Origin of the sequence: Xanthobacter sp. 91 (assembly GCF_000702385.1) — a bacterium.
Taxonomy (GTDB): Bacteria; Pseudomonadota; Alphaproteobacteria; order Rhizobiales; family Xanthobacteraceae; genus Xanthobacter; species Xanthobacter aminoxidans.
Genome location: NZ_JNIB01000001.1, coordinates 21,169 through 46,792 on the forward strand (window position 1 = coordinate 21,169; position 25,624 = coordinate 46,792).

Below are 25,624 nucleotides of genomic sequence, written 5' to 3' on the forward strand. Positions count from 1 at the left end.
TCATCATTTCCGCGACGGTCAGGCGGCGGACGTCTCCGAGAGACCATCGGAGGTCGAAGAGGAATGCGTCGGCGAGGGCGTGGAGATGCCCGCCGACGCCTCCCGAAAAAAACGCTTCACCGCCTCGGCGAGCGCCATGGCATCGGTGAGCGCGCGGATCTGGGAGAGGTGCTCGGGAGACACGGAGGAGAGGCGCTCCACATACTGGCGGATGACCACCATGTCGTCCTGCGGCAGGGCCGAGGCTGTGGCGATGATGAGCGCGGTCGGATCGCCCAGCGCCATGTAGTCGTCATAGGTCGGCGCGCGCAGCACGACCTCGCGCACCTGCCCGTCGTGGGTGGTGACGGGGGCTTCGAGCCGGACGGTCTTGGTGCCGTCCGGATTGTCGGTGATCTTGCCGGCCATCGCCTTCAGCCCGCCACATACTGATAGGTGCCGCCTTCGAGAGCGACGCCGGTCACCTCGCCGGACGACATATTGAGAGAGGGGCGGCCGACGAACCGCGTGCCGGTGAAGAGGTGCTGGCGGCCGTTGGTCTCTTCCACGATGGTGGCGTTGACCTTGCACTTGCCCATCCAATCGGCCCACTTGAAGCCGCAGCCCTGGCGGAAGGAGATTTCAGCCCGCGGCAGCCGGGGCGACACCTTGTAGGCGGCGGAGCCGTCCTGGTTCGCCATGCCCTCCACCTCGGCATTGGTGGGCATGATGGTGATGTCGCCCTCGGACGGCGTGAAGCGCTCGCCGTCGACGGTGAGATAGATGGTGCCACCGAATTGGTTGCAGCAGTCGGACACGGCGTTTCTCCGCGGTGAGAGTCAGGCGAGGCGAACCTGTAAGCGATGCTTACAAGTTGGCGGCGCAGCCGCGCGGCGGCGGGCGCAACGGGTTGCAAGAGACGAGAGACGCGACATGCCGAACCCGGAACACCGGGCTCGGCTGCGGCGGTGCGCCCGCCGCCAAGACATCAAGCTTCTCGCTCAAAGGGGCGGCAGGCGAAGCGGCGGACGGTGAAAGCGGGATGGGCGGCGGCCCATTCCATGGCCGCGCCTGCGCACTCCATGGGGAGCGGCGCGCGGGAGGCGGCGAGGTCGAGCGGCACGCGCTCCTCGCGGCAAACCTCCGGGTCTGCGGCGAGGCAGGCGAGAAGCACGAGGACGTGGCCCATTCACGCCTCCGGCTGGTGGAGCGCGGCGATGAGGAGCATCACGACCACCCCGATGAGGAGGATCGTGACGAGGCGCTCCACCCTCAGCCCTCGTACTGGAGGTTGATGGTGATGTTGGCGGCGAAGACCCGAAGCTGGTTCACCACATCCATGGGGATGGAGGCGTTGACGCGGCCCGCATCGTTGCCGTCGCGCTCCACCACCACATATTCGGCGAACAGCTCCGGCTTTTCCGCGACGCCCAGCTCCACCAGCCCCTGATAGGCATGGATGAGGGTGTTGCGGATGTCCTTCGGCGTGGTGATCTCGGCGACGTTGTGCGGATTGTCGTCCGCCAGCGCCTGCCGGGCATGGGTGTTCGACACCTCGGTGCGGAACCAGCGCACGGCGAAGACGCCCTGCGCCATGGTCTCGATGTCACCGAAGGTGCCATCCGCCACGCCGGAACTCGTCACCTGATAGGTGGTGCGCACGCGGTCGATGGCGACCTGCCCGTCGATGGTGACGGTGTAGCCGCTCATGCCGTCGGTGTAGAGCGCCTGGCGGTCGGCCTTGTCCCACCACACGGCGCGGTCGCGCGGCGGCAGGATGCCGGGGAGAAGCAGCGTCTGCAGCGGCCGGGACAGCTCGGGCGCATCGGTGAGGTGCGCCGAGATGACGGCGCCGAGCACCGCCGCCCATTCCCACTGCGGCGAGGGCGAGACCTGGCTCGCCATGATGGACGTGTGCGGGTCGTTGCGCGCGTCGCCGAGGGTGACGGCCGCCGACAGGGTGCCGAAGAAGGTCGTGATGTAATGGCCGTAAAGCTGCACCATGGGCGACCAGCGGCCGGTGACCGAGCTGAGGAGATCGCGCGCCGCGTTCAGCGAGGTGGAATCGGCGTAGGGGCCGGCGATCCAGTCGAACTCGTCATCGCCGAGATTGGCGAAGGCGGCGGCGAGGTCGGGCACGCCGGTGCCGCCGGACATGGCGACGATGGTGGTGTTGGACGCCGTGAGGACGTTGGGCTCGTCATTGGCGAGCCACAAATCGAGCCCGTTGAAGAGCGTGCCGTAGTGCCGCGCCGTGACGGTGACGACGCCCGCCGCGAAGGTGGCGACGACGGGCAGCCCCTCCGCATTGATGGCGGTGGCGATGGCCTCGGCCACGTCCGCGACGGCATCGGAGGAGAGGATCTGGGAGGTGAGGCGGCGGCCGAGCACATGCAGCACGCCCACGCCCGTCTCGCCCGGCGCGCTGCCGATGGTGACGGTGCCCGCGGCCTTGGCGCCGGCGGGATCAGCCAGCGGCAGCACCCAGATGGGCTGGAGCGCGGCGGCCTTGCGGGCGGCGACATACATATGGGCCAGCATGGAGCCGGGGCCGAACAGGCTTTCCGCCTCGCGCTTCGACTGGATGGGGCCGATGGGGGTGCCCGCCGTGGCGGTGCCGGCGGCGAGCTTCTGCCCGGCGAGGAGCAGGCGCGACTGGCCCTGATAGGGCGTGCCGCCGGAATTGATCTCGGCATACCAGAACGGCACCAGGATGTTGCCGGGGATGGTGTTGAAGGCGACCATTTGGCGCTCCAGATTCTATGAAATTGGTGTCAGGCGGGCTGGTCGCCGGAGGGCGCTTCGGCAGCGGTCTCGGGCTCCGAAGGCAGGGGATCGGGCGCGATCTCCACGTCGCGATCACGGAGGCGGCGCTGCCAGAAGGCATTGAGCGGCACCATCCGACCTTCGGCGGGAAGCGGCTTGCCGTCGCGCGGATCGCGGACGAGACGCGGGACCGGGCCCTCGCCGATGTCGACGAGGGTGGGGCGCAGGCGCGGCATGGGAGGTTCCTTCACAATTGCCCCGCCGCGGGCGCGACGGGTTGGCCGGCGGCGGCGCGACCGCGGCGGAAACGTCACTGCGGAATGGCTACTTCGGCGGTGATATCCACCGTGCCGTCGGAGGGCTGCGAGATGTCGATGTCCAGGGTGATGCCGGTGAACGGCACGGGCGCGGACTGCACGGGCGCTGCCTGGGCAATGGCGGCGGCGATTTCGGCCTGATAGCCCGCCGTCATCAGCGCATCGGCGACCGTGCGCAGCGGATCCGGCAGGCGGGCCGTGCCCTCGGCCGACGCGGGCGCAAGGCAATCGTCGGGCACCTCGCAGGACAGCGTGAGCCGTCGCTCGGCCAATTTGAACCCCTCTTCCGCATCGCGCACCGGCTCGGACCGGATGGTCGCGATCTTCTTCGCCACCTTGCGGAACAGGAGGCCGGAGGCGCCGAACAGCAGGGCAGCGCGGACCTGTGCCTCGGCCACGTTGAGGGCAGAGAACAGCTCGCGGTCGGTGATGGGCACGTTGAAGAAGGCCGCGCCATCCTCCGCCTCCAGACAGGAGACCATGGAGATGACGATTTCCACCTCGATGACGCGGCCATACTCCCCCACCGAGAGCCGCTGCCCGTCGTCGGTGTTGGTATAGATGGTGATGACGGCGGCGCGGTGCCCCACCGCCAGATCGTCGAGCGCGTCCACCTTTTCGAGGAAGACGCGCCCGCCGGCATTGGTGGTGAACCCCTCCCCGCTCGTGACCGCCGTCGCCGGGCACAGCGCCTCCAGCACTGTCAAGGCGAGGGCTTCGCGCACGAAGGACATGCGAGCCGCCCTTTCTCTCGGCGCCGTTCGCCACGGCAGGCGTGTCGCCTGCCTGCTCGGGCTGGTTGCTGGCGCCATTCGCGACGGCGGACGTTCCGTCCGCCTGCTCGGGCGCTACCGATGCAGCTGGAAGATGAAGAGCGAGCCGGACGGCACGATCTCGGCGACCTCGAAGACCTCGCCCGTTGCCGTGCGGCGCAGGCGGTCGCCCTGGCGCGGGCGCTCGGCGAAGAGGCTACGCTCGGCATGGATTTCGGGGCGGTCCGTGGTGTGGCCGGGCTTGTCCTTGCGGATGCTGGCCGCCCGCCAGTCCTCCACGCCGGAGCCGGCGCGGTTGCCCTGATCGTCGAAGGTGGCGGTGAAGGCCACCTCGACGCGGGTGCCGTCGGGCGTGGGGCGGGCGTTCACGTCCGCCTTGGCCATGGGCACCAGCGTGAAGCCCTCACCCCTCAGGCCATTCACTGCCCCATTGAGTCGGGCGGCAAGGGCGTCGAAGGGCGAGGGCATGGATGAAAGTCCTCATCAGACACCGCGCACCGGTCAGGTACGCTTGCCCTTCATGAGGGCCTTGGGCCGGGTGCAGATCTTGAGAGCGTTGGACTGCACTTCGATGTTGATGCCCTTGTTGTTGGGCATGAGCCACTGCTTCATGTAGATGCGCTGGCCGAGGGTATTGACGGTCTCGACGTAATCCGCCGGGCCGTAATACGTCCGGAACAGGTTCGGGACGCCCACGGGAAAGAAGTGCGCCTTGTCGGTGTCGACGAACCCGGTGTTGCCGACCTTGCCGCGGTAGTTTTCCCACACGATGCCGCCGAACTCGAAGGCGGAATAGGACTTGCCACTGGGCGAGATGTAACCGTCGCGCAGGATCTGCGCTTCGGTCCATCCCTTGTAGGTCGCGCGCACCTCGGGGTGCTTGAGGAGGTTGTCGAAGAGATTGTCGCCCGCGAAGCAGTGGATTCCGCTGTGCGGGAGACCACCCAGGTTTTCGGCCATCTTGCGGCCGAGCACTGCGCACTTCTCACGCAGCTCGCCATCCACGGGGGTGGCATTGTCGAGGTCGAAATCGATTTCGGCTTCCTGCGACACGCCGAACTCGGTGAACAGATTCAGCGTCGAACCGTCGGCATAGGTGACGATGCCCTTCACGGCACCGATGGCGGAATATTCCAGGGTGGCTTCCATGGACTGGTTGTGCGTGGCCATGCGCCCGGCCACCACGCCCATCACGGTCTCGACCTCGCTCTCGCTGTCCCAGGCACGCACGCCCTGGACCTCGTCCGCCATGATGGCGTCGTCGATCTGGAAGTGCGGGATGATGAAGGAGCGCAGGTCGGCCTTTTTCTTGTCGACCGTCTGGCCGGACGTGCCGCGCGGGGACGGAGCGACCAGAACGATCTCGTCGCCCTTCTTGGCGAGCGCGATCGTCAGCGTGGCCACCGGCGTGTCGGAGAAGATGCCCATTTCCCCGACACGCCCGGGGACAAAGGGGATTTCGTTGATGGCGTCGGTCAGCGGAACGACGCCAAACTCGTCACCGTCGAAGATGTTCAGCATGGGCATGGGGGTTGATCCTTCGCGAAGTGAGGCGCCGCCAGCGCTTGGGGTGACGGACGGCGCGCGTCCGCGGCGGGATGGACGATCAGCGGACGAGGATGCCGAGGTCGGCGAGCTGCTCGATGGCAGCGGCCTTCTGCGCATCGGTGATGGCGGAGGGCCACGTCAGGGTCTTGCCGTTGACGATGGCCGGGCCGCGCACGAGGCCGGCGATCTTCTTGGTCTCGCCGGCGCCGGTGACAGCAGCATAGATGGGCAGGGCAGCCGCGATCTGCGTGCCGTCGGTGGCGGCCGGGTCGAGCACCTTGTACTGGAAGGCGTCGTCCATATCGGCGACGGTGACGAGCACCTTCGCGACATCTCCGGCGACGAAATCGGTGCTGCCATCGGCAATGGTGAATTTCACCGGGCCGTCATAGGCGACCGCGACATTGCCGCCACCGACGGTGATGCCGTCGGGATCCTCCACCACGAAGGTGCCGGCATTGGCCGCCGGCTCGACAAACACCACCTTGTATTCGCCCGGCTTGACGGTGGAACCGAAGGCGGGAGACGCCAGCGTGAGGACACCCTTGCCGGCGCCGGGCACGTCGGTCTTGGACACGACCACGCCGGTGGCCGCGACCCGGCCGAGCACCTCGCCGGGGTCGATATCCTGCGACGCGGCGATGGCGATGGCCTCGCGGCAGAAGTTGTTTTCCTGCTCGTGCATGATGAATTCGGCCGCGTGGCGGCCTTCGGTGAACACCGGCATGGCTCAGGTTCCGTTCTGGGAAGAGGGGGCCGCCGCTGGAGCGGCAGGAAGACGCTCAGGCCGAACGCGGCTTGAAGCGGGCGGTGATCTTGGACCAGTCGGCCCGGGCGGCCGGCTTCTTGTCGCCGCCGGTGGGCGCGGTGAGGCCGGAGGCCTTGGCGCGGCGGTCGGCGTGGGCGGCGGGGCTCTCTTCCTGCTGCGCGGTCTCGCCCGACTTGGCGGCGACGGCGAGGATCTTGGCCGCCGCCTCCACATCGTGGTCGGTCTCGAACGCGAGGTGCTTGGCCAGCGCCTCGCGCCCGGCGGCCTCGGCGTGGTTCAGGATGCCGCCAATGCGCGCCTTGGCGGCGGCCTTGGCCTCGGTGATGGCATTGTCGTTCGCAGCCGCCGGGGCGGCCGTGCTGGTGTCGGGCATGGAAGCCTCCGGTTTTGCGGCGGGGGCCGCGGAAGGGGTAGTCTTGACGGGCTTGCGGGGTGCAGCCGCAGGGGCTGCGGCGTTCATCAGCACACCCCAGGGCTGGGCGGCGGCGGGCGCCTTGAGCTTCTTCGACTGGCTCTGCAGGGCCTTGGGCGCCTTGGCATAGAGGCGATAGTCGAAGGCCGAGGCCTTGGCCGCCTTCTCGTCGTCGGCGGTGCCGGCGAAGCCCTTGTCGATGGCTTCGGCGGCGTCCATCCAGGTCTCGGCGTCCATGAGGGCGCGGATCTCGGCCAGGTCGAGGCCGGTGCGCTCCGCATAGATGGCGGCGAGCTGGCCATCGAGCTTGGCGAGGAGCTCGCGGCTCTTCTCGTGATCCTCCGCCGTGCCCCACGTGATGGTGGAGGCATTGTGGATCATCATGAGGGCGCCCGCCCGCATCTCCACCTCGTCGCCGGCCATGGCGATGATGGAGGCGGCGGAGGCGGCGACGCCTTCCACCACGATGGTGACGGCGCCCGCATAGGCCTTCAGCGCGTTGTAGATGGCGACGCCATCCCAGGCGACGCCGCCACCGGAATTGAGGCGGACGGTGATGTCGCCATCCATCTGCGCCAGCGACTGGATGACATCCATGGCCGTAAAGCCGGAATCATCCCACCAGTCGCCGCCGACAGGGCCATAGAGCACCAGCTCGCCGTCGACGATGAGATCACGGGCCATGGGTTTCCTCAGTCAAAAGGGGCGTGGACTGTCAGTCGCGACAGGCGGCGCCGCAGATCCAGCCGACGGCGAACCACACAAGGCCGACGCCGATCCATGGGATGTAGTCGCAGGCAGTCATCACGAGCGGCCGAAGCGCATGCGGCGGGCCGACCTGCCGCGCGGGGCGCCGGTGGCGCGGGCACAGGCGGCGTCGTATTCGGCGATGAGGCCGTCGAGCCGGGCGAGGTTGGCGCCGCTGTACTGCACCTCGCGCTCGCCTTCCTTGATGCGCACGACGGCGCCATCGGTGACGATCTGCGTGCGCAAAGCGCGCAGGCGGGTGGCCTCGGCGCAGGGATCGACGGTCATGCGGCGGCTCTTACGGGAGTGGCGGGGTCGGGTTCCTCCGCAGGATCGTTCGCCGCAGTACCGGGCGAGCGGACGAAGGGGTTCGGCAGGCCGAGTTCCTCGATCCGCGCCAGTTCCGCCGCGCGCTGGGCGAGAACGTCGTTCACATCAAGGCCCAGCTCCGCGCATTCGATAGCGAGCGAGGAGGTGCCGTTGACGAGGCGTTCGCTGGAGGCCTTCGCCGCCTTATTGTCGTCGGCCGTGGGCTTCGCCGGCCCCTGCCAGTCGGCCCAGCACACCGCATCCCGGTTCGCCCGGAATGCGCGATAGCCGCCCTTGATGGGGATGCGGCCTTCGCCGATCTCCTCGTCGAGCCAAGCCTCATACACGGCCTGGTGGATGGGCGCGGCGATGCGTTCGCGGCGGCGCAGCACCACGGGCCAGATGGAAGAGCCTTCCATCCGCGTCGAGGAATAGGTGGCGCCGTTGAAGTCGAAAGAGAAGCTGGAATAGCTGACGCCGATGGCGCGGGCGATCTCGCGGCGCAGGTCCGCCGCGAACGGGATGTAGTTCGAGCCCGGCGTGGACGCCGTGTGAAACTCCATCTTCTCGCCGGGTGCGAGGTGGTTCACCTGGCTCGCCGAATTGACCACGAGGCTGCTCTTGGCGGCGGCGTCGAGCCGCGCGTTGAGATAGCCCGCGAACTCCTCGGCGAGCTCGCCCCCCTCCTCCCCTTCCAGCGCCTGCAGGGCCTGGAAAGCATCGCCGGACGGCAGGTCGGACGTGAGGGTGGCGGCGAAGATGGTCTGCAGGATGGCGGTCGCGAGCGTCGCGTCGCCGAGCTGCTCGGCGCTGGCATGGGTGCGCAGGACCGAGGCGATGACCGAGATGCCGCGCACGTCGCCCGAATCCCACGGGTCGAAGACATGCACCACCTGCGGGCGTCCGTCGGCGTCGTGGGCGGCGTGGTCGACCTTCACGTCCATACCGTTGACGCGCTCGAGCAGGCGATAGGCGACCGGCCGGCCGTTCACATCGTGCAGCACGCCGGAGTGCAGGCGCTCCAGCTCCGACGTGTCGCGCACCAGCCGGTGCGGCGCGACGAGGAGGAACTTGGTGCCGGTGGTGGCGCCATAGGCCGCGCGCTGGGCGGGGTCCAGATAGTCGATGACGCCCACCGCCTCGCCATAGGCAACGTGGTGGCGGAGCGCCACATCCACCTGCTGCGGCAGGGTCCACTTGCCCTTGAGGTCGCATTCGGCTGGGTTCCACGCCCAGCGGCGCCAGCGCGTCTCCACCATGCGCGCCCAATCCGCCGCCTCCTTCGCGTCGTAGCCGAGGCGGGAGAGGTCCGGGCGGGCGAAGAGCTTCAGCTCGGTGCCGACGGTGTCGGCGAGCACCTGGTCCACGGCGCCCTTGAGGCGGCCGGAATTCTGGATGAAGTCGAGGGCGAGGCCGGAAATCCGGTCCCACACGCGGCGCACGTCGTCGCGGTTGTCGATGAGGCTGGAGCGGCGGGCCGAAAGCACGCCGGTGGAGGCATCGCGCATCCAGCGGGCTTGCGGAGCTTGCCTAACCCGCGCCGAGGCAGGCGGGTTGGCCGGCGGCGCCTGCATCGGCGCGGACGAGGAAGCGCCAAGCGCAAGGGTGCCGGTGGGGAAAGCGATGCTTCCCGCCTTCACCCGCACCCGCGGCTTGTTCATGTCCGGTTCTTCCACTTGGCTTTGCGGTCCTCGCGGGACTGCGATGTGGCGGGACGCGGCGCCGGAAGGGGAGCCGCCGGCGCCGACATCATGTCTTCCAGATCGAGCTGCGCGGCGGCGAGCGGCGTTTCCCGCTCCGCCTCGTAACGATCCCATACGGTATCGGGCGCATCCGGCCCGAGCAGGCGATAGGCGGCAGCCATCGCATAAACGAAAGTGTCGAGCGCCTCGTTGCGCACCTTCGGGTCCGGCACCCATTCGTAATCGATGGCACCCGTGCGACGGCGGATCTCGCGGCGGCGCTCCGAGGTCAGCTGCCGGTAATAGTCATCGGGCAACCCGGCGGGATGGCCGATATATCCGACGTCCAGCGGGTCGGCCTTCGCAAGGTTGTGGTAGATGCGCAGCTTGAAGCTGCTCGTCCCCACATTGTAGAAGCGCCCGCCATATTTGCGGATCTTGCCCGACTTCGACCGCTCGCGCTTGACCACCGCCAGCTTGGGCGCCGAATCCTTCGGCACGCCGCGCACCATCATCACCAGCGACGAGGGATGCCGGCGCGCCCATTCCAGCACGTCGTCGGTATAGGCGTTGCCGTCGATGGCGACGCGGTCCAGGCCGATCTCGCGGCCGGCGGCGTTGCGCCAGCGGCGTTTCAGCAGGGAGTCGAGATGGTTTCGGGCCGCATCATCGGCAATGTGGCCATCGATGACGCCGACTTCGATGACGAAGCATCCGCGGTTGCGGGTGTGGGCGATGGCCTGCCACTCGATGCGGTCGCCCTGGACGTCAATGCCCATGGTCGTGACCAGTCCACCGAGCGGGATGGTGCCGATGCGGTAGCCCTGATGCTCCGCCCGGGCCTTGATCTCTTCCCAGGGCGGAGCCTCGCCGTGGGTGATGAATTCAAGGCCGGCGACATCGTTCAGGAACGTCTGTTCCGACGACTGGTCGCCGCGCGCCTTCAGCCATGCATAGGCGATGCGGCGCAGCGTCTGCAGGGGCGAGTATGCGCTCCATAGGTGGAAGGAGCGGTGGCGCCGCCGCGCCTTCGCGTTGCGCGCCACCCATCTGCCCTGCCGGACGATGGCGCGGCGGTGGTGATCCTCGATGGCGCAGCCGCACTCGAGGCAGGTGAAATGCGCGTCCTCGACGTGGCCAGCCTCGATGTTGGTCTTGAGGTTCTCCCATTCGAGCGCCTGATAGTGCCCGCAATGGGGACACGGCACCTCAAGGTATTCCTGGCTGCCGTCTTCGAAATTCTTCGAGATGCGGCAGCCCGGCATGATGAGGGGCGTACCGATCTTGAACTTCTTGGAAAACTCGACCGCCCATGAGCGGCTGTCCGCCTGGGCCTCTGGATCACCGCCGTCGTTGACCACCCACTTGGAGAGGTCGTCCTGCACCTGGCGAGGAACCGTGACCTGGCTGAGGCTCGACGGCGAGTTGGCACCGGAGATGAGGAGGGCCGACCGTCCGTCGCGCCGCTCCTTGTAGAGCACGCTATCGGCGGCATCGCGCGTGTTGCGCGGGAAGGCGGCTCGGACGATGTCCGTCTCTTCCATCATCCGACGGAGCTTCATCTTGCTCCAGCGGCGGGCGTTGTCTTCCGTCGGGTGGATGTACATGACGTCGCCCGTGTCCATCACGAGCGAGCCAAGGGTGAAGATGTTGGCGACGACGGTGCCGCCGACCTGCGCCGACTTCTTCAGGGAGACCGTGTCGCACGGGTCGTCCGGCCCGAGGGCGCGCAGGATCTCGGTGAAGAAGGGGAACAGGTCCGGGTTGTAGGGGCCCGGGAAGTCCGGGCTGTCCGACTTCGAAAAGACGATGTGGTCGACCGCGAAGCGTTCGTAATCGATGGGCGGCGGCGGGGCGAAGGCGCGGGCCTTCACCTCGGCGGCGATGCGATCCGGGTTGGCGAGGGCGATGGCGCTCACGGGGACTCCGGGGCGGTGCTTTCATCCGGGACCGTCTCCGGCATCTCGGCAGCAGCCTCTGCGCTCTGACGTGAGGCGCGCTCGCGGAAGGAACGGAACGACACCTTGAGCACGTGCATGATGTCGCGCTGCGCGACCCCGAACTCTGCGGCGAGGGCGCCGGCGAAGTCCGGCAGCGCGCCTTCGAACGCCGACATCATGGCGCCCGCGACCTTCGCCATCTGCTCTTCGGCGGCGCTCGTGAGCATGAAGCGGCCCGTGCGGGAGGCTTCCTCCTCCGCCATCCGGCGGCTCTTCATCTGCTCCTGCCGCAGGCGCTGGGCGCGGATCTGCTCGTCGATGGAGTCGCCGGCCGGCGTTGGGGCCGCAAAGGGCGGCTGGGCGGGCGGCGCGTCCAGGCTGGTGCCGAGGCCGTTCATGCCGAAGCGCTGCGACGGGTCAAGCCGTCCGCGGAGCTGCGACTGCGCCAGCCGGACGTTGATCTTTGCGCGTGGCCCCTCACCCACTAGAGCAGCAGGCGTGATCTTGCCTTCCGAAATGTACTGCGACACGCGACCGGCCGAGACGCCGATCATGGCCGCGAACTCCCCCTTGCTCACAACCTCAGGAGCAGGGCTGGTCATCTGTTTTAGGGTCCGTTTTAGGCTGTCCTAAACTTGAGGCTTTGATTGAGCCTCTGTCTGGCGACATCTCGGGAGGCTGCGGCCCCGTGTCGGGCGGGTGTGGCGAAACGGTCCCTATGGGGGGAGGGGGGTGTGGCACGATGGCCACGCCCCCTGCCCCGCCCGACACCCCCGGGTCAGCGGCCGAAGATGCGGCCGAGTTCGTGCTCCAGCCGCTTCGGAAGTTCGGTCTGGACCGCGCGGTTGAAGGCGGTGAGGGACTGCCCCTTCACCATCTCCACCGGGATGGCAGGACCATAGAGCTTCTGGATCGGGAAGCGCCGCCGCCCTTCGCGCTTGTAGACGTGACCGCCATAGCGCCGGACGATAAAGGTGCCGTCGAAGACCTGGCGGCGGCCCCATGGCGCGGCGCTGACGCCCTTTGCGGTCTTGCGGGCACCGAATTCCTTGAGCGAGGTGAAGCCGCCCTTGGCCTTGATCTCGGCCTGCAAGCTCCCGGCGCTGGCACGCCACAGCGATGTGGCGGCGCGGATGCGGCCGAACTTGAGCCCGGTCTGTTTCACAAGGGCGCGCGTGATGTCGGTGCGCGCACGCTCTGCCGTACGGTTCAGGGCGCGAGCCACGGCCGCGGGCGAGAGCTTCTCAGCCCGCTCCAGCATGGCGCGGATGCGGGGCAAACCTTCCATCCGCACCGAGACGACGACGCCCCCGGAGATCAGGCCACCCGGGCCCGGCGCCATTGCGCTGCGACGTGCGCCAACGCTGCCGTCCGGGTTGAGAACGTGGCCGCGAACCCAGCCCTTGCCGCCCAGATCATCGCGGGCAAGCTCATTCTGCCGCGCGTTGTGCTTCGCCCAGCCCTTGAGTGGCGCGGCCATCAGCGGCGGCGGGTGAGCTTCGCAGCGGCGAGGCGGCGGGCTTCCTTGGCGAGGGCGCCGGAGCGCGCATCCTCAGCGAAGGTCCGGCCGGCGGCGGCAAGCTCGCGGCGGGTGGTGGAGAAATCCCCGCGCACGGCGGCGCCGGCGGCGGTGCGTATCTGGCGGGCGCGCTCGCTGCACCGGCAACCCATGCGCGCCTCCGTCTTCGTTTGCGCCGTTCGCCACGGGGCTTTGCCCCTGCTCGGGCGCGGGTCGTTGCGCCGTTCGCCACGGGGCTTTGCCCCTGCTCGGGCGCGGCGCAACAAAAAACCCCGGCAGCGATGCGCTCCGGGGTTTCTTCTTATCCGTGACAAGTGATGCACCAAGAAACTGTCGCAAGTCAAGCGGCATCTCGCTTCCTTTTTCGACCCGCCGCGCGCGACTCGCGTTCGGGCGCGGGCGGCACGAGGAGCGAGGGCAAGATCCGCCGCTCAGGATCGGGCGCCTCCCAGGGCCGCGCCGACCGATCCGAGGGAAGAACCTTATGCGCCTCCAACCCTTCGGCGAGGTCTTCGGCCAGCAGATCGAGCGCCCCGCGCCAGAGTTCGTATTCGGCCCGCCCCTGCACCACGGGCGCGGGATCCGGATCGAGCACCATCTTCGTATAGGCGTCGGCATAGGGCATGCGCCTGGAATGGTTGAAGCCGTCCACCTCGATCTCATGGCTTGCCGGACCGAACGCGCCGTCCGTCACCACCACCTCGCGGCGGAACCATTGCGGCTTGCCGTGGGCGCACACAACGTGCCGTTCCGGCGTCTCGCCCTCCCAGTCCGGGGCGCCACCGAGGATGGCCTGGCGGATGACGATGCGGGCGACCGAGCGGCGCAGCACCCGCGCGCCCTTGTCGTTGATGATGGTCATGCCGGCGAGGCCGCGCACCACGGCGGCGGCGCCCTCCGGGCCGAGGTCGCCCATGTCCGCGAGCGGGTTCCACTCCTGCGGCACGTCCAGCTCGCAGCGCCGCAGGGCCATCACCGCGTCGTGCACGCGCACCGCGTCCGGGTGCGGATCGGTGCTGGCGGTGCCATCGGGCACGAGGCCATAGCGATTGCGGATGTCGGGTTCATCGATCACGGCCAGCAGCTCGCCGAACCGCTCCACCCCGCCCCACCCCGTCTTGAACCCGACGACCAGGCGCGAGCCAGCCGCCGCCGCCTTCGGCAGCTCCTCGCGATAGGCCCAGCGCAGAAGTGCTTCAATATCAACGGTTTTCCGACCCATCCCACCTTCTCCTCGCCCGTTATGGGAGGCTAGGGAGGCAAAGGGAGGCTAGCTCCACATCTGACCAAACCCCAGCCATGAGACTAATGCATTGATAAACAATGATATTTGTAACTATATGGGAGGCTAGGGAGCCTAGGGAGGATAGATCTTGTGTTACGCATAGAGAGAGCATGGAGACGTTTTTCTCCCGCAGGGAATAATAATGACGCAACACGTCTCACGCGTACCTGCGGATTACCCTCCCTAGGCTCCCTAGCCTCCCATAGCGCCAGCTAACCCATTGATCCCCCGCACCCCCGGCATAGACCTGCCGACGAGACGCTACCCTCCCTAGGCTCCCTAGCCTCCCATGGCCGCGCTTCACTCCCTCGCCGCGCCATAGGTATAAGGGGTGTGCGAGGGATCGAACTCGCGACGGATGCGGATGCCCGTGTAGAGCGAGACAGAGGCCTTGCCCTTCTCGAAGCCGTAGGATTCGGCCGCCTTCGGCATGCGCCTGTTGAAGGTGTTGCGGCCGAGCGGCGTGAGGTTGCTCTTGGTGCAATAGGCCGTGAAGGCGCCGTAGAGGTCGCCCGCCTCCACCGTGTCCGCAGGGTTGCGTGTCACGTCGACGGCGGCGCGGATGAAAGCCCCGACGATGTCGCTTTCGTCCCGGTATTCCTGCGTGGCCGCCATGATCTTGTCGGGCGGATGCAGCCCGCCACGGTTCAGATAGTCGATGGCGCCCGCGATCATCCAGTTGAGGATGCCGGGCAGCTCGCGTTGCAGCTTGAGCGGCAGGTTTTTGTCGCGCTCGCCTTCGGGGATCTGCACTTCGAACGGCACCAGCATGACGCGGCGCCAGATGCCGTCGTCATTGCCGTAGATGCGCGGCTTGTTGTTGCAGGAGATCACGAGCTTGAAGAACGGATAGACCTCTATGAACTCATGGTGCAGCCGCCGGACATTGATGGGCTCGCTGCCGGTGGCATCCTTGATGAAGCTTTCATCGAGGGGCAGCCCCTCCTTCGGCTCGGCGGAGCGGACGAAGCGCGCGGCCGGCAACCGGATGAGGTCGGGCGTCGCCTCGGAGCCCTTGCGATTCTGGTCCGTCACCAGGCTCATCACCGGCACGGTGGTGGCATAGTCGCCCATGACGCGCGAGATGATGTCCACGAGGGTGGATTTGCCGTTCTTTCCGCCGCCATAGAAGATGCAGAAGGCCTGTTCCACCGTGAGCGCCGTGAGGCAATAGCCGAACCAGCGCTGCAGGAAGGCCCGCACCTCATGGTCCGGCATGATGCGGTTGAGGAAGGCTTCGAACACGGGCGCCTGCGCCTCGGGACAGTGATAGGCCGGTGCGACCTTCGTGATGAAATCGGCCCGGGCGTGCGGCAGCATGGAAAAGTGCCATTCCACGCGGGTGCGCACGGTGTCCGGGTCGGGGCACTCCAGGTCCGGCTCCTCGACCTTGATGAAGCGGATCGTGCCGTTGGCCACGTTGAGAGCGAGCGGGTCGGCGTCGAGTGCCGCCAGCGGGCGGCCGAGATAGGGCCGCGCCTCGGTCAGCATGCCGTCGAGCTTGCCGGAATTGCCGCTGGAGGTGGCGAAGCGCCGCCGCTGCGCCTGGCGCGCCTGAAGGGCCTTCATCGCCACCACCCCACGGTTCACGATGGCCTTGGTCTTCTCCGCCTCATCGCGCAGCACGCGCGTGCGCTGCTTCTTCTCGGTCTTGGCGATGTCCTCGTCATCGAGGGCGATGATGTCGTGGGGGATTTCCCGGAGCCGTTCGAGCGCCACTTCGGCCGCTTCCATGGCCTCGCGCTCGCGCGGCGTGGGCTGGAGCACGAAAGCCTCGAGCGCGATGGCCTCGGCGGTCGGGTGCGCGAAGCGGCGCACCACATCCTCGTCATTCTCTGGCCGCAGCCAGCGGCGGCGGTCCCAATAGTGCCAGCCGAGATTGGGCACGAACAGGATGTCGGGCCCGAACCGCACGCGCAGGCGCCGGGAATTGCCGATGTCGTTCAGGGGCTCGCGAGCGCAGGCGTTGAGGGTCGCGTCGGAAGGATCGAACCCATCCGGAGGCGGCTCCAGCCCTTCAAAATCACCATCGTCACCGCCGGCAGGCTCGCCTTCCCTCCCCATCTGCGGCGTGGCGACCAAGGGGGAAGCCGGGGGCCTGACGTCATCCCAGCTTTCCTCCCGCAGGTCGTCATTGGCGGGCGACGGAATGGGTGCGCCCCCCCGCACCAGCGCGGCGATGCGCGCGGCGGCCTCGGGCGGCACGATGGGCGCGCCTTGGGGGGCGGGCACCGGCTGCGGCGGGCGCTGTTCGGCCGGCTCGGTCACTCCGCCGCCTCCTGAAAGAAGGACGGCTGCGCCTCTTCGTGGCGCCGTTCGCCACGGCGGGCGTTCCGCCCGCCGGCTCGGGCGCTGGGCACCACCACCTCGCGCGGCACATAGTTCGCGCCCACCAGCGCCTCGGCCTCGGTCGGGCAGACGGCGTTGCCGCACATATGGCCCTGCTGCTCCTGCGTGAAGCGGATGACGCGGCCGTCCTCGTCGAGGCCGTGGTCGATGATGTAGTCGCGCGGGAAGCCGTTGGCGTTGTAGCGCTCGCGCGGCGTGAGCATGCGCATGCAGATATCGACGATGACGAAGGTGGTGCCGTCGATCTCCACCGTCACCAGGTCGCCGCCCTCCCAGCAGCCATGCCCGCGCAGGAACTCGGCCACCTCGCGCGCCCGCGCCGCGTGCTCCGGCCCGAAGGGCGGCACGGCGGCATTGGCCGAGACGAGGCCGAAGCGCGGCTTGGCGGTGTCCGTGCGCATCGGCGCATCCACGGCGCCGCCCACTTCATCGGAGCCGTAATAGGCCGTCATCAGCGGCAGCGAGACAACGGCATGATGCTGGCCGTGGGCCGAATCCGTGCGCAGGGGCTCGCCCGCCGCCGCGTCGCGCCGGTCGGAGCCGCGCAGGGTCAGCATGTGAGCGGCCACGAGGCCGTGTTGGCTGATCCCGAAAGCGCCGCCCGTCGTGATGGTGGAGATGGGCTTGCGAACGTCGTGCCCTACCACGCCGGTGTTGTGCTGGGCGATGAAAGCCGACACGAGCGCCGTCTTGCCGCCCCCGCCCGCCGTCACCGTGCCCACGGGCTCACCGGCCTCCGATCCGACCGAGGCGCCGAACTGCCGCGACAGGTGGACAACCGCCACGCTGCCCTCATTGCCGGTCGGCGCAGGCGTCGGCCCCGGCTTGTCGCAGGGATAGGTGCGCGGCTCCTGCCCCTCCCGCTCGCCGTAGCGCGGCACGAGATAGGGCGCCACAAGGCAGAGGTCCGCCTTCGCCGTCTGCGTCAGGACGGGCACATCACCCGGCCGGGGCTCGGACTGACCCGCCCGGCCGCCGCAGCCCGCCAGCACGGGCGCGATGATGACGTTCTGGTCCTTCGGCGACGCCGTGATGGTGTGGAGCGGATCGGCCGGAGAGCGCACACCGCCGCCCTGCTGCGCGTACGCGATGACAGGCGCGACGAGGGCATCGTCCCGCTTGCTGGTCATGGCGGTGAGCGGCAGGCCCAAGGCGCGGTCGCGCGCCTCGTCCCGCGCGGTGTGGTTCACCTTCACCAGGAACGGCCGCGCAGCATCGAGCACATAGCGCCGCACGCCCTTGGCGATGCGCGCGCCCGTCTTCGGCGCCAACGGGCGCTTGGCGGTGATGCCGAGCTTCGCGCGGATCTGCGCGGACGTGTCGAAGATGGAGGGGATGGGCCGCGTGAAATCGATGCTGTCCGCCGCCGTCACCCACGGCTTCAGCGCGCCCGCCGCGATGCGGGCCGCATCCTCCGGATCGGCCGGATTGCCGAAGGCGCGCTCCGGCCAGACGATGGGCGCGCCGTCGCGGCGCATCACCATGTAGAGCCGGCGGCGGATGGTGCCCGAGCCGCTCCACCAGGCGCGCCGCTGGCGCCATTCGATCTTGCCATAGCCGAGCGCGGTCCAGGCCGCGACGAACGCGCGGAAGGTCTCGCCCTTGCGCACGGGGCAGCGCTTGCCGTCTGCCGTGAGCGGCCCCCAATCGACATATTCTTCCACGTTCTCAAGGAAGACGACGCGCGGCCTCTGCCACGCCGGGAGCGCCTTCACCCAGCCGACGATGGCCCAGCCGATGCCGCGCGTGGTGCGGTCCCCATCCCGGCGCGGCGCCGCGCCCTTGGCCTTGGAATGGTCCGTGCAGTCGGGCGACATCCAGAGCATGCCAATGGGCAGGCCGGCGCACATGCTCACGCTGTCCACCGTCGCCACGTCCTGCACCATGTGGCGGGTGCCGGGATGGTTCACGCGGTGCATGGCGAGCGCCAGCGGGTCGTGGTTGATGGCGATGTCCGGGTCGCGCCCGAGCGCCATGCTGATGCCCGTGGAGGCCCCGCCGCCGCCGGCGAAGCTGTCAATGACGAGTTCGCGGACGGTGATGCCGGCCGGGAGGGTGTGGGCGTTCATTCGGCGGCCCTTTTCTGTTGGGAAGCGGCGCCGAAGAGCGGGCCGGGATCGTCATTGGCGGCGCGGGCCTTGGCGCTCTCGCGCTTGCGCTCGGCGGGACCGGCGCGGCAGAGGGCCATGCGGCGGCGGATATCGGCCTGATATTCGGCCTCGCGCTCCACCAGCACGGCGGAAAACCCCTCCCGCCAGGCCGCCTCGCCCGTGGTGCCGGTGCCGGCGAAGGGGTCGAGCACCGTGCCGCCGGGCGGCGTCACAAGCCGGCAGAGCCACTGCATGAGATCCACCGGCTTCACGGTCGGGTGCTTGGAGCCCAGCCGGTCGTCGGCGTCCGCCTTAGCGGAATAGAAGAACCGGGCGGCCGAGCCGGAGTCGCCACGCGGAATAGCGCCGCCAGCGCGCGAGGGCATGTCGCCATAGACATTGGCGAAGGGGCTGGATGGCTCCTTGCCCGTCACCGCACGCTGCTGTCCCGGCGCGTCCGGGAAGGCGGCCATCACCTCCGGTGAGCCGTCATGCACGAGGTTTGCGGGAAAACGGCCGAGGGTTTGCGGCTCCGTTCGCGCCCCGCCTTTCAATCCACCATCATATCCCCGCTTGCTGCCTGTTTCGGCGTGTGCCATTCGCACCACGCTTCCTTCGGGGGCATCAATCCGGCATCCGTCGATATTCAGCGCGCCCGTGCCATGCGCCAGCACATTAGCGGCAACCGAGCCTTCCAGCGGTTTGCGGGCAAGGATGATGGGCTCCCACGCCGGCTTCACCGCCGTGCCCCAGCCCTGCCACGCCTCGGCCTCGGCCGAACCGGGAACATAGGCGCCCGGCTGATAGGTGCGGTCCGTCAGTTTCTCCCACGTCCCGCCCTTGTTCTGGTCCGCGCCCGGCCGAATGCGCCGCACGGGCGAGCCGGCCGGCACCACCTCGCCTTCCGCGCCCAGTGCCTTGTCGATGCCCTTGGCGGCGGCGTGGCTCTTCGGAAAACCGGTGCCATAAACCCAGGCGCGCAGCCCCTCGAAGCCCATCAGGTCGACGACGCGCATGAAGGCGGCGAGCTGCGTGTCGGAGAGCGAATTGATGAAGTCGCACAAGATGGGATCGAGACTCATCAGCTCGAGCAGCGTGTCCCGCACCTCGAAGCCGGCGTCCTCAATGGCGCACTTGAGCCGATGGTCGGTGCGCGTGCCGCCGAACGCCACCACATGGCCGCCGGGCTTGAGCACGCGCAGCACCTCGGCCCAGAACTCCGCCGCGAAGGCGGTTTCGCCCGTGTCCCACTTCTGCCCCATAAACCCACGGCCGGTTCGGCCATACGGATTAGCCAGATTTTCTGTCGCTTCACTTCGGGGGGAATTACCAAATCGCTCACGGACGGACACCAGCGCATAGGGCGGGTCCGTCACCACGGCATGGATGCTCGCGTCGGGGATGGCGCGCAGCACCTCGCGGCTGTCCCCGCAATGCAGGGTCACCCGCCCGCCGAGGAAGGTTTCCGGGGCCATCACGCCGCCCTTCCGCCAGCGAAGGCGTCAACCAGGTCGGCCTCGTGGCGCTTGCTGCTGCGGGCGGGCATGACGTGCACGTCATAGGCGGGGCGGGGCTCGCGGGCGGTGCCGCGCACATAGGCCATGCGATGGTGCGCCGCGCAGTAGCTAGCGCCCTCTCCCGTCCTGTCGCCGCAGACCACGAGGCCCAGCCCCTCACCGCGCAGCGGCCAGCGGCAGGCATCGTGGCGCAGGTCCGGCGAGGCGAAGGCAATGCCGCCCACCTCCTCCGCAGGCACGTCGGCGGCCAAGGGCAAAGGCGGCAGCGCCCCCCCGGAGATGCGCTTGCGGCCTGTGACAGGCTTCGGCGCGGGCGCGGGAGATGGTGCGCTCTCGCGCCGCTCGGCCCGGCGGCGGCGCGCATTGGCGGCATCCTGTTCGCGGCGGCGCTCGACACGCTCGACGGGCGTGACCACCACGCGCCCTTGTCCGAGATTCACGCCGGTACGGTGCGCACGGCCGATGACGGCCGCCTTGCTGACGAACCATCCCTTGTGGCTCAAGGCCTCGGCGATCTGCGCGGCCGAATACCCCTCGCCCGCCAGACGACGCAGGTGTTGATCCGCAACCCCGTCCGCCCAAAGCGATTTGCCTTCCCGGCTCATGCGGCCTCTCCGTGTTGGCTGGCGCCGTTCGCCACGCCCGCCGGGCCGGCGGGCTGCTCGGGCGCGTCGTGTGCGCCGTTCGCCACGGCAGGAGTTCCGCCTGCCTGCTCGGGAACATCGTTGGCCCCGTTCGCTACGGGGCTTCGCCCCTGCTCGGGGGCGAGGTCTTCTCGTGCCCCGTTCGCCACGCCTGCCGTGCCGGCAGGCTGCTCGGGGGCGAGCGCCTCCATCAGCACATCGTTGAAATCCTGGCCCGGCGGCGCCCAGGCGATGCGGACGGTGCGGCCGGGCGCGGCGTGGCGGGCCGTCGCCCGTTCCATCGCCATGCGGGTGAAGAAGGGCTCGCTGTCGCCGTCCGCCAGCAGCACCAGCTCGGTGCATTCCGGCGGAATAAGCATGGCCGGGCTGTCGAAATCCGGCACCGGGCCGGGCACATGCACGCGCCGCATATGGCCGCGCTTGTCGGCCACCTTGTCGGTCGGGTGGACGATGGACTCCATCGCCCGCCCGGCAAGATTGCCGAGGTCCGCCGCGCAAATGAAGGCGGTATCGCGCAGGTCCACCCCCGCCGCCACCAGCGCCGCCCAGACCGAGAGCAAGGTCTCGATGCCCTCGCCGGCATAGACGGTGCGCGCCATGCCGCTCCAGGCCGGCACCAGCACGATGGCGCCGCCCAGCTTCGACCCGCGCATCTTCTTGGCTGGCAGCACCTCGCCCGTGTCGGGATCGACGATCTCCGCCTTGCCCTTGCGCCGGCTAAGGTCGATCCATGTCATGTGCAGGCCGCGGAAATGCCCATCCGGGCCGGTGATGGCGGCGAGCATGACCGGGCCGCGATGCAGCACGCGGGCATATTTGCGCCCGTCCGTGTCCTCTTCCTCGCCGTGGCAGAATGCGAGATCAGCCTTGAAGCGCAGGGCGCGCGAGCGCGGGTCCGGAATGCCCCGCCCGCCCAGATAGTCCGCTGCCGGCGTGCCGGCGATGGGCATCGAGGCGCCCCACATGCCATAGATTTTCCGCCGCTCGACCTCGCGGTAACGGTTGTTCTCGGCCTCGCGCTCGGCCGCCTTCGCCCGGCGCTCCTCCTCGCGGGCCGCCAGTTCCTCCGGCGTCGCGCGCGTCCCCTCCCCGCGCGGCGGCGGGCGTCCGGTGAGCGTCTCGCACGCGGCGAGGAAATCCGCCCCGTCGAGATACTCCACCAAAGCGATGGCATCGCCCCCGCGCCCGGCATGACGGCAATGCCAGATGCCCTTGCGCACATGGACGCCGAACCGGTCCCGCCCGCCGCACACCGGGCACGGCCCGACCATCTCGGACCCGGCCCGCTTGAGCGCGACGCCCCGACGGCCAAGCTCATCCAGAACGCCGACGGCGCGGGCTTCGGCCACCCAATCGGAGAAGGCGAGGTCGGCGGAGGAGGTTCCGCTCATGGCAGCACCTCGGGCGCAGCGGAAATCGCGGCCGTGAGGCGCCGGCGATGCTTGACGCGGGTCGACCTGATCCACGGCCGGCCCGTGGGCGGGCCGAGCGCATCCATGGATGCGACCACCATGCGGCGCGTGGGTTCCACGGGCACCGGGCGAAAGCCGGCCCGGCGCAGCGCGCCAAGGACGGCGACGGCGACAAGCCATGCCGCCACAGGATCGAGCCCGCAGGCCTCCAGCTCGCGCGCGGCGATGGACGCGACGGGGCTCACGACACCGCCTCACAGGTCGGGCGGTTGGCCATATCCAGCAGCACGTCGGCATGGCAAGGCGCGCCGGGCTTGCACCAGCAGGCGAGGCTTTTGCCGCGCAGGTCGGGAAGCCGCGCCAGTAGAGCGCCCCGGGCGGCTTCACTCTCGGGGCCGTCCCAGTTCATGCGCCAATGGGGACCAAGCCACACACGGAACGCCTCGGCGCACCGGTCCGCCAGTTCCGCGTCGGTGCCGCGAAAGCCGGCCTCGCGGCACTGCTCGATCTTGAACGGGTTTCCGAACACGGTCGCGCGGTCCACCCGCACGGTGTTCTCCGGCATGCGCCAGCCCTTGGCGCGGGACAATTGGATGCGGCGAGGGGTGGGCGCGGGCGCGGTCATGGCTCAGGCCGCCTTGATGGCAGGGGCTGCCGAGAGACGGCCCTGGACCTTGCGCAGGGCGTTGAGGCTCACCTTGAGACGCCCGCAGGTGGTGATCGCCGAGGCCGTGGCACGCTGGAGGGCGTCGATCTCCCCTTCGAGCCCGGCGACCTCCTGCGCGAGGGCCAACGTCGCCGCAGCGATGTCTTCGAGCGTGGTGTCCTTCACCAGCGGGCCGAAATCCTTCTCGCGCCGCTCGGCGACGAGGACGGGCGACAGGCCCGCCTCCTTCGCCACGCGGTCGTCATCCCACCCTTCGGCATAGGCCTTGCGGGCCTTGTCGTAATGGTCGGAGAGCAGCAAATAGAGGTTGACGATGGCGTCGCTCGCCGCCGCCGAGGCATGGCCGGCATTCTCATTGGCGGGAGCCGGCAGCGGCGCGGGTTCCTTGGGCTTGGGTGCCATGGCGGTGCTCTCGGGTTGCGGCGCCCGGCGGCGCTCGATCTCTGCGGCAATGCAGGCGGGGCAGACGTGCTTTCCGGCGTCCACCACCCGCCAGCCGCGCCGTCCGAAATCCCGCGCCACGGTGTGGGGCGGGCGGCGCCCGGCGGCGGCACCGATGGAATCGGTATTCGGGCAGCGGCTACAGGCGATCTCCTGCACCGGGAGGGGCGGAAGCAGCTTGCCGCGCGAGCGGTTCACCACCGGGAAGTCATCGCGCATGGCTGGCCTCCGCCGTGTCATCCCGCACGTCGGCGGGCGGCTGGCCGTGGATGCGCACGAGGGCGTCAAGCAGCGCCGCGCTGCCGCGCACGCCGTCGCGCACCGCCCGCCACTGCCGCCGCACCGCGCGTGAAGGCCAGCCCATGGGTCAGCCCTCCCCGCCGGCGGTGGGCAGATCGGCGAGGTTGCGGCCGGCGCGGGCCAGCATCTCCTGGTGCTTTGCCTTGGCGCGGCGGATGTCCTCGCGCTCGCGCGGCGTCACCACGCCGTCGGCCAGCGCGGAGCCATAGGCCATGGTCACCTGCGCGGCGGAGGCGGCCAGCTCCACCATGTCGCGGGTGAGGTCGCCTTCGTGAGCGCCGTCGCCGGCATCGATCGGCACCAGACGGTGCCCGGTGAGGGCCGCCAGCGCGCGGGCGAAAACGGGTTTCTGGCTGATGAACTCGGCCAGGAACACCACCTCCAGCGGCATCAGATCCTTGTGGGCGTCGCCCTGCCAGCGGCTGATGGTGCCGGCGGAAAAGCCGGTGAGATGCTCCAGCCGCTGCGGCCCCGTGGTGCCGGACACGGCAAGGGACGCCACGGCGGCACGCGTGGTGCTCTTGATGAGGGTGATGAGCCCATCGGGCAAAGCGGTATCGTCCACGAAAAAAGCTCCTCTGCTTTTTCGTTCCGAAAACGGTGTTCTGGTGCGAGGGTCTGCCGGTCAGATCACGGCGGAGGCGTTGACCTCCGGGGCACGAGGGGTTCGGGATGTCCAGGCATGGCTTTTCCGGGGACGAGGTGGTCTTCTGCAACTTCGTGCAGGACCTGGTGGGGCTTCTCGCCAAGCGCATCGTCGACAAGGACCGCGAGGCCCGGGATTTCCTCGGACCCATCGCCCTGCATTTCCTCCCCGAGGCCTACGGGCCCATGCCGCAAGGCAGCCCCATGCGCACCGAGCTCGAAGCCCTGAGCCGACGGATCGGGCAGGTGGCCGGCATTCAACACCCAGACTTCAAATGAGGCGGCGTCGAGCACAGCGGCGGCCCGCACAACGGTCTCCGCATTCACGCGGATCAGGCTCGCTGCGGTGATGAGAGCGGAGGACATGACATGGTCGAGCGCAACCGGGATCGGCACGCTGAGCGTGAGGCGCCCCTCCCTGACTGTGATGTCCGAACGGCCGGTGAGGGAGGAGAGATCCTCCACCAGCTTGGCGCGGTCCGGGCGGGGCAAGTCCTCCATGAGCCGCTCCATCCCGGCAACGAGATTGCGCATATCTCTCATGCCGCGTCCTCCGCGCTGGTGGGGCGGGTGTCGTTGGCGGGGGTGGGGAGCGGCACCTCGCCGGCGTGCAGCGTCATCAGGCGTTCGGCGGTAATTCCGGGGATGCCCCGCGCCGCCGCCGCTGCGATCACGGCAGGCCAATAGCGCACGTGGATCGCGCCCCGGCGCTTCATCTCGCTCGCGGCGGACTGGCTCTTGCCGATCACGCGCCCGAAGGCCGTGACCCCGCCGAATGCATCCATGAGGTCGGCAATGGTCATCATGAGGGAGTATCTACACGATGTATGTTGATCGCGTCAACATGACATGTGTTTACACGTTTCGTGATGATCCGCTTATGCGCGAATCAAAGAACGAACGTCTCCGCAAGGCACGGGCCGACGCAGGGTTTCCCTCGGCGCGCCAGGCGGCGCTGCGGTTCGGCTGGAAGGAGTCGACCTACGCCGCCCACGAGAACGGCCAGAACGATTTCGACGATGAGCGCGCTCGCGAATATGCACGCAAGTTCAAGGTCAAGGCCGCGTGGCTCCTCGGCGTCGAGGACAAGGGCGAGGAACCGCCCCCGGCGCGCATGGTCAATGTGGTGGGCTATGTCGGCGCGGGCACCGAGGTTCACCTGATCGACGACCACGCCAAGGGTGCCGGCCTCGACGAGGTGCCCGCACCGCCCGCCGTCAGCCACGATTGCGTCGCGGTGAAGGTCAAGGGCGATTCCATGGAGCCCCGGTTCTACGAGGGCGAGATCCTCTATTACGACCGCATCTACAACACGCCGGACAGCATCCGCCAGCTTGGCCAGCGCGAATGCGTGGTGGCGCTGGAAGACGGCCGCATCTTCGTCAAGCGGCTTCAGCCCGGCTCACGGGCCGGTTTCTGGACGCTGTGGAGCTACAACGCCATGCCCATGACGGACGTGCGCCTGAAGTGGGCGGCGCCGGTGGACTGGCGCTATTCGGGATAGGACCAGCCC

Annotated in this window: 30 protein-coding genes; 1 reads left to right on the top strand and 29 read right to left on the bottom strand. The window is 68.8% G+C overall.

The genetic code is table 11. The annotated features are described in order from the left end of the window. Window positions 1–18: 18 nt before the first annotated feature. The 29 genes from A37E_RS0100155 to A37E_RS0100300 form a co-directional block, all read right to left on the bottom strand. Window positions 19–408: a phage tail assembly protein gene (locus A37E_RS0100155; protein ID WP_029554767.1), complete on the bottom strand. Its 390-nt coding sequence runs from the start codon at window positions 406–408 to the stop codon at window positions 19–21. A gap of 5 nt (window positions 409–413) precedes the next feature. Next, entirely contained in the window at window positions 414–797 is a 384-nt protein-coding gene (locus tag A37E_RS0100160; protein WP_029554768.1) for a phage tail tube protein, read from the bottom strand. 170 nt (window positions 798–967) lie between these two features. Continuing rightward, on the bottom strand, window positions 968–1,168 hold the full coding sequence (locus A37E_RS0100165; RefSeq protein WP_029554769.1) for a hypothetical protein: 201 nt from the start codon (window positions 1,166–1,168) through the stop codon (window positions 968–970). An 83-nt stretch (window positions 1,169–1,251) separates the two neighbouring features. After that, on the bottom strand, window positions 1,252–2,724 hold the full coding sequence (locus A37E_RS0100175) for a phage tail sheath subtilisin-like domain-containing protein (RefSeq protein WP_051678662.1): 1,473 nt from the start codon (window positions 2,722–2,724) through the stop codon (window positions 1,252–1,254). Window positions 2,725–2,753: 29 nt separating this feature from the next. Further along, the gene (locus tag A37E_RS0100180) at window positions 2,754–2,981 is read right to left on the bottom strand and encodes a DUF2635 domain-containing protein (RefSeq protein ID WP_029554771.1); all 228 of its coding nucleotides are present in this window, start codon (window positions 2,979–2,981) and stop codon (window positions 2,754–2,756) included. 74 nt (window positions 2,982–3,055) lie between these two features. Continuing rightward, window positions 3,056–3,796 (bottom strand): hypothetical protein, encoded by a 741-nt coding sequence (locus A37E_RS0100185; RefSeq protein WP_029554772.1) that lies wholly within the window; start codon window positions 3,794–3,796, stop codon window positions 3,056–3,058. 114 nt (window positions 3,797–3,910) lie between these two features. Then, window positions 3,911–4,303, bottom strand: a complete 393-nt coding sequence (locus A37E_RS0100190) for a hypothetical protein (protein WP_029554773.1) — start codon at window positions 4,301–4,303, stop codon at window positions 3,911–3,913. A 33-nt stretch (window positions 4,304–4,336) separates the two neighbouring features. After that, entirely contained in the window at window positions 4,337–5,362 is a 1,026-nt protein-coding gene (locus A37E_RS0100195) for a major capsid protein (RefSeq protein ID WP_245279237.1), read from the bottom strand. Between the two features lie 79 nt (window positions 5,363–5,441). Further along, window positions 5,442–6,110: a head decoration protein gene (locus A37E_RS0100200; protein ID WP_029554775.1), complete on the bottom strand. Its 669-nt coding sequence runs from the start codon at window positions 6,108–6,110 to the stop codon at window positions 5,442–5,444. Between the two features lie 55 nt (window positions 6,111–6,165). After that, window positions 6,166–7,248 carry a head maturation protease, ClpP-related gene (locus tag A37E_RS0100205; RefSeq protein WP_029554776.1) on the bottom strand — a complete coding sequence of 361 codons (1,083 nt, stop codon included), beginning with the start codon at window positions 7,246–7,248 and terminating at the stop codon, window positions 6,166–6,168. 120 nt (window positions 7,249–7,368) lie between these two features. Continuing rightward, a complete protein-coding gene (locus A37E_RS0100210; protein ID WP_029554777.1) occupies window positions 7,369–7,599 on the bottom strand; it encodes a hypothetical protein in 231 nt (76 codons plus the stop codon). Next, window positions 7,596–9,281: a phage portal protein gene (locus A37E_RS0100215; RefSeq protein ID WP_197022903.1), complete on the bottom strand. Its 1,686-nt coding sequence runs from the start codon at window positions 9,279–9,281 to the stop codon at window positions 7,596–7,598. The genes A37E_RS0100210 and A37E_RS0100215 overlap by 4 nt, the downstream gene beginning before the upstream one ends. Continuing rightward, complete coding sequence (locus tag A37E_RS0100220; RefSeq protein WP_051678663.1) at window positions 9,278–11,221, bottom strand: terminase gpA endonuclease subunit; 1,944 nt, start codon at window positions 11,219–11,221, stop codon at window positions 9,278–9,280. The genes A37E_RS0100215 and A37E_RS0100220 overlap by 4 nt, the downstream gene beginning before the upstream one ends. After that, entirely contained in the window at window positions 11,218–11,796 is a 579-nt protein-coding gene (locus A37E_RS0100225; protein WP_051678664.1) for a hypothetical protein, read from the bottom strand. Before A37E_RS0100225 ends, A37E_RS0100220 begins: the two co-directional genes overlap by 4 nt. A 224-nt stretch (window positions 11,797–12,020) precedes the next feature. Further along, window positions 12,021–12,722 (bottom strand): phage tail protein, encoded by a 702-nt coding sequence (locus A37E_RS0100230; protein ID WP_051678665.1) that lies wholly within the window; start codon window positions 12,720–12,722, stop codon window positions 12,021–12,023. Beyond that, the gene (locus tag A37E_RS0100235; protein ID WP_029554782.1) at window positions 12,722–12,913 is read right to left on the bottom strand and encodes a hypothetical protein; all 192 of its coding nucleotides are present in this window, start codon (window positions 12,911–12,913) and stop codon (window positions 12,722–12,724) included. Before A37E_RS0100235 ends, A37E_RS0100230 begins: the two co-directional genes overlap by 1 nt. Before the next feature lie 188 nt (window positions 12,914–13,101). Continuing rightward, window positions 13,102–13,983, bottom strand: coding sequence for a hypothetical protein (locus A37E_RS0100240; RefSeq protein WP_038192324.1), 882 nt, complete (start codon window positions 13,981–13,983; stop codon window positions 13,102–13,104). A 363-nt stretch (window positions 13,984–14,346) separates the two neighbouring features. Continuing rightward, entirely contained in the window at window positions 14,347–16,314 is a 1,968-nt protein-coding gene (locus A37E_RS0100245) for a phage/plasmid primase, P4 family (protein WP_051678666.1), read from the bottom strand. Further along, window positions 16,311–18,464, bottom strand: coding sequence for a DNA cytosine methyltransferase (locus tag A37E_RS0100250; protein WP_081837368.1), 2,154 nt, complete (start codon window positions 18,462–18,464; stop codon window positions 16,311–16,313). Before A37E_RS0100250 ends, A37E_RS0100245 begins: the two co-directional genes overlap by 4 nt. Next, complete coding sequence (locus A37E_RS25015; protein WP_245279418.1) at window positions 18,461–19,960, bottom strand: DNA methyltransferase; 1,500 nt, start codon at window positions 19,958–19,960, stop codon at window positions 18,461–18,463. Before A37E_RS25015 ends, A37E_RS0100250 begins: the two co-directional genes overlap by 4 nt. Then, on the bottom strand, window positions 19,960–20,607 hold the full coding sequence (locus tag A37E_RS0100260; protein WP_029554787.1) for a GcrA family cell cycle regulator: 648 nt from the start codon (window positions 20,605–20,607) through the stop codon (window positions 19,960–19,962). The genes A37E_RS25015 and A37E_RS0100260 overlap by 1 nt, the downstream gene beginning before the upstream one ends. Continuing rightward, window positions 20,604–22,037 (bottom strand): CHC2 zinc finger domain-containing protein, encoded by a 1,434-nt coding sequence (locus A37E_RS0100265; RefSeq protein ID WP_051678668.1) that lies wholly within the window; start codon window positions 22,035–22,037, stop codon window positions 20,604–20,606. Before A37E_RS0100265 ends, A37E_RS0100260 begins: the two co-directional genes overlap by 4 nt. Continuing rightward, entirely contained in the window at window positions 22,034–22,303 is a 270-nt protein-coding gene (locus A37E_RS0100270) for a hypothetical protein (RefSeq protein ID WP_029554789.1), read from the bottom strand. Before A37E_RS0100270 ends, A37E_RS0100265 begins: the two co-directional genes overlap by 4 nt. Beyond that, the gene (locus tag A37E_RS0100275; protein ID WP_029554790.1) at window positions 22,300–22,683 is read right to left on the bottom strand and encodes a DUF4326 domain-containing protein; all 384 of its coding nucleotides are present in this window, start codon (window positions 22,681–22,683) and stop codon (window positions 22,300–22,302) included. Before A37E_RS0100275 ends, A37E_RS0100270 begins: the two co-directional genes overlap by 4 nt. Before the next feature lie 3 nt (window positions 22,684–22,686). Beyond that, window positions 22,687–23,385 carry a hypothetical protein gene (locus A37E_RS0100280; protein WP_029554791.1) on the bottom strand — a complete coding sequence of 233 codons (699 nt, stop codon included), beginning with the start codon at window positions 23,383–23,385 and terminating at the stop codon, window positions 22,687–22,689. Beyond that, the gene (locus A37E_RS26730) at window positions 23,375–23,530 is read right to left on the bottom strand and encodes a hypothetical protein (protein WP_156026197.1); all 156 of its coding nucleotides are present in this window, start codon (window positions 23,528–23,530) and stop codon (window positions 23,375–23,377) included. The genes A37E_RS0100280 and A37E_RS26730 overlap by 11 nt, the downstream gene beginning before the upstream one ends. 3 nt (window positions 23,531–23,533) lie before the next feature. Continuing rightward, window positions 23,534–24,031: a hypothetical protein gene (locus A37E_RS25710; RefSeq protein ID WP_051678669.1), complete on the bottom strand. Its 498-nt coding sequence runs from the start codon at window positions 24,029–24,031 to the stop codon at window positions 23,534–23,536. Window positions 24,032–24,096: 65 nt separating this feature from the next. Further along, complete coding sequence (locus A37E_RS0100295) at window positions 24,097–24,645, bottom strand: hypothetical protein (RefSeq protein WP_156026198.1); 549 nt, start codon at window positions 24,643–24,645, stop codon at window positions 24,097–24,099. A gap of 5 nt (window positions 24,646–24,650) precedes the next feature. Continuing rightward, a complete protein-coding gene (locus tag A37E_RS0100300; RefSeq protein WP_029554794.1) occupies window positions 24,651–24,917 on the bottom strand; it encodes a hypothetical protein in 267 nt (88 codons plus the stop codon). Window positions 24,918–24,991: 74 nt separating this feature from the next. On the opposite strand from A37E_RS0100300, the gene A37E_RS0100305 reads away from it, so the two are divergent. After that, on the top strand, window positions 24,992–25,615 hold the full coding sequence (locus tag A37E_RS0100305; protein ID WP_029554795.1) for a LexA family transcriptional regulator: 624 nt from the start codon (window positions 24,992–24,994) through the stop codon (window positions 25,613–25,615). The last annotated feature ends 9 nt before the right edge of the window (window positions 25,616–25,624 follow it).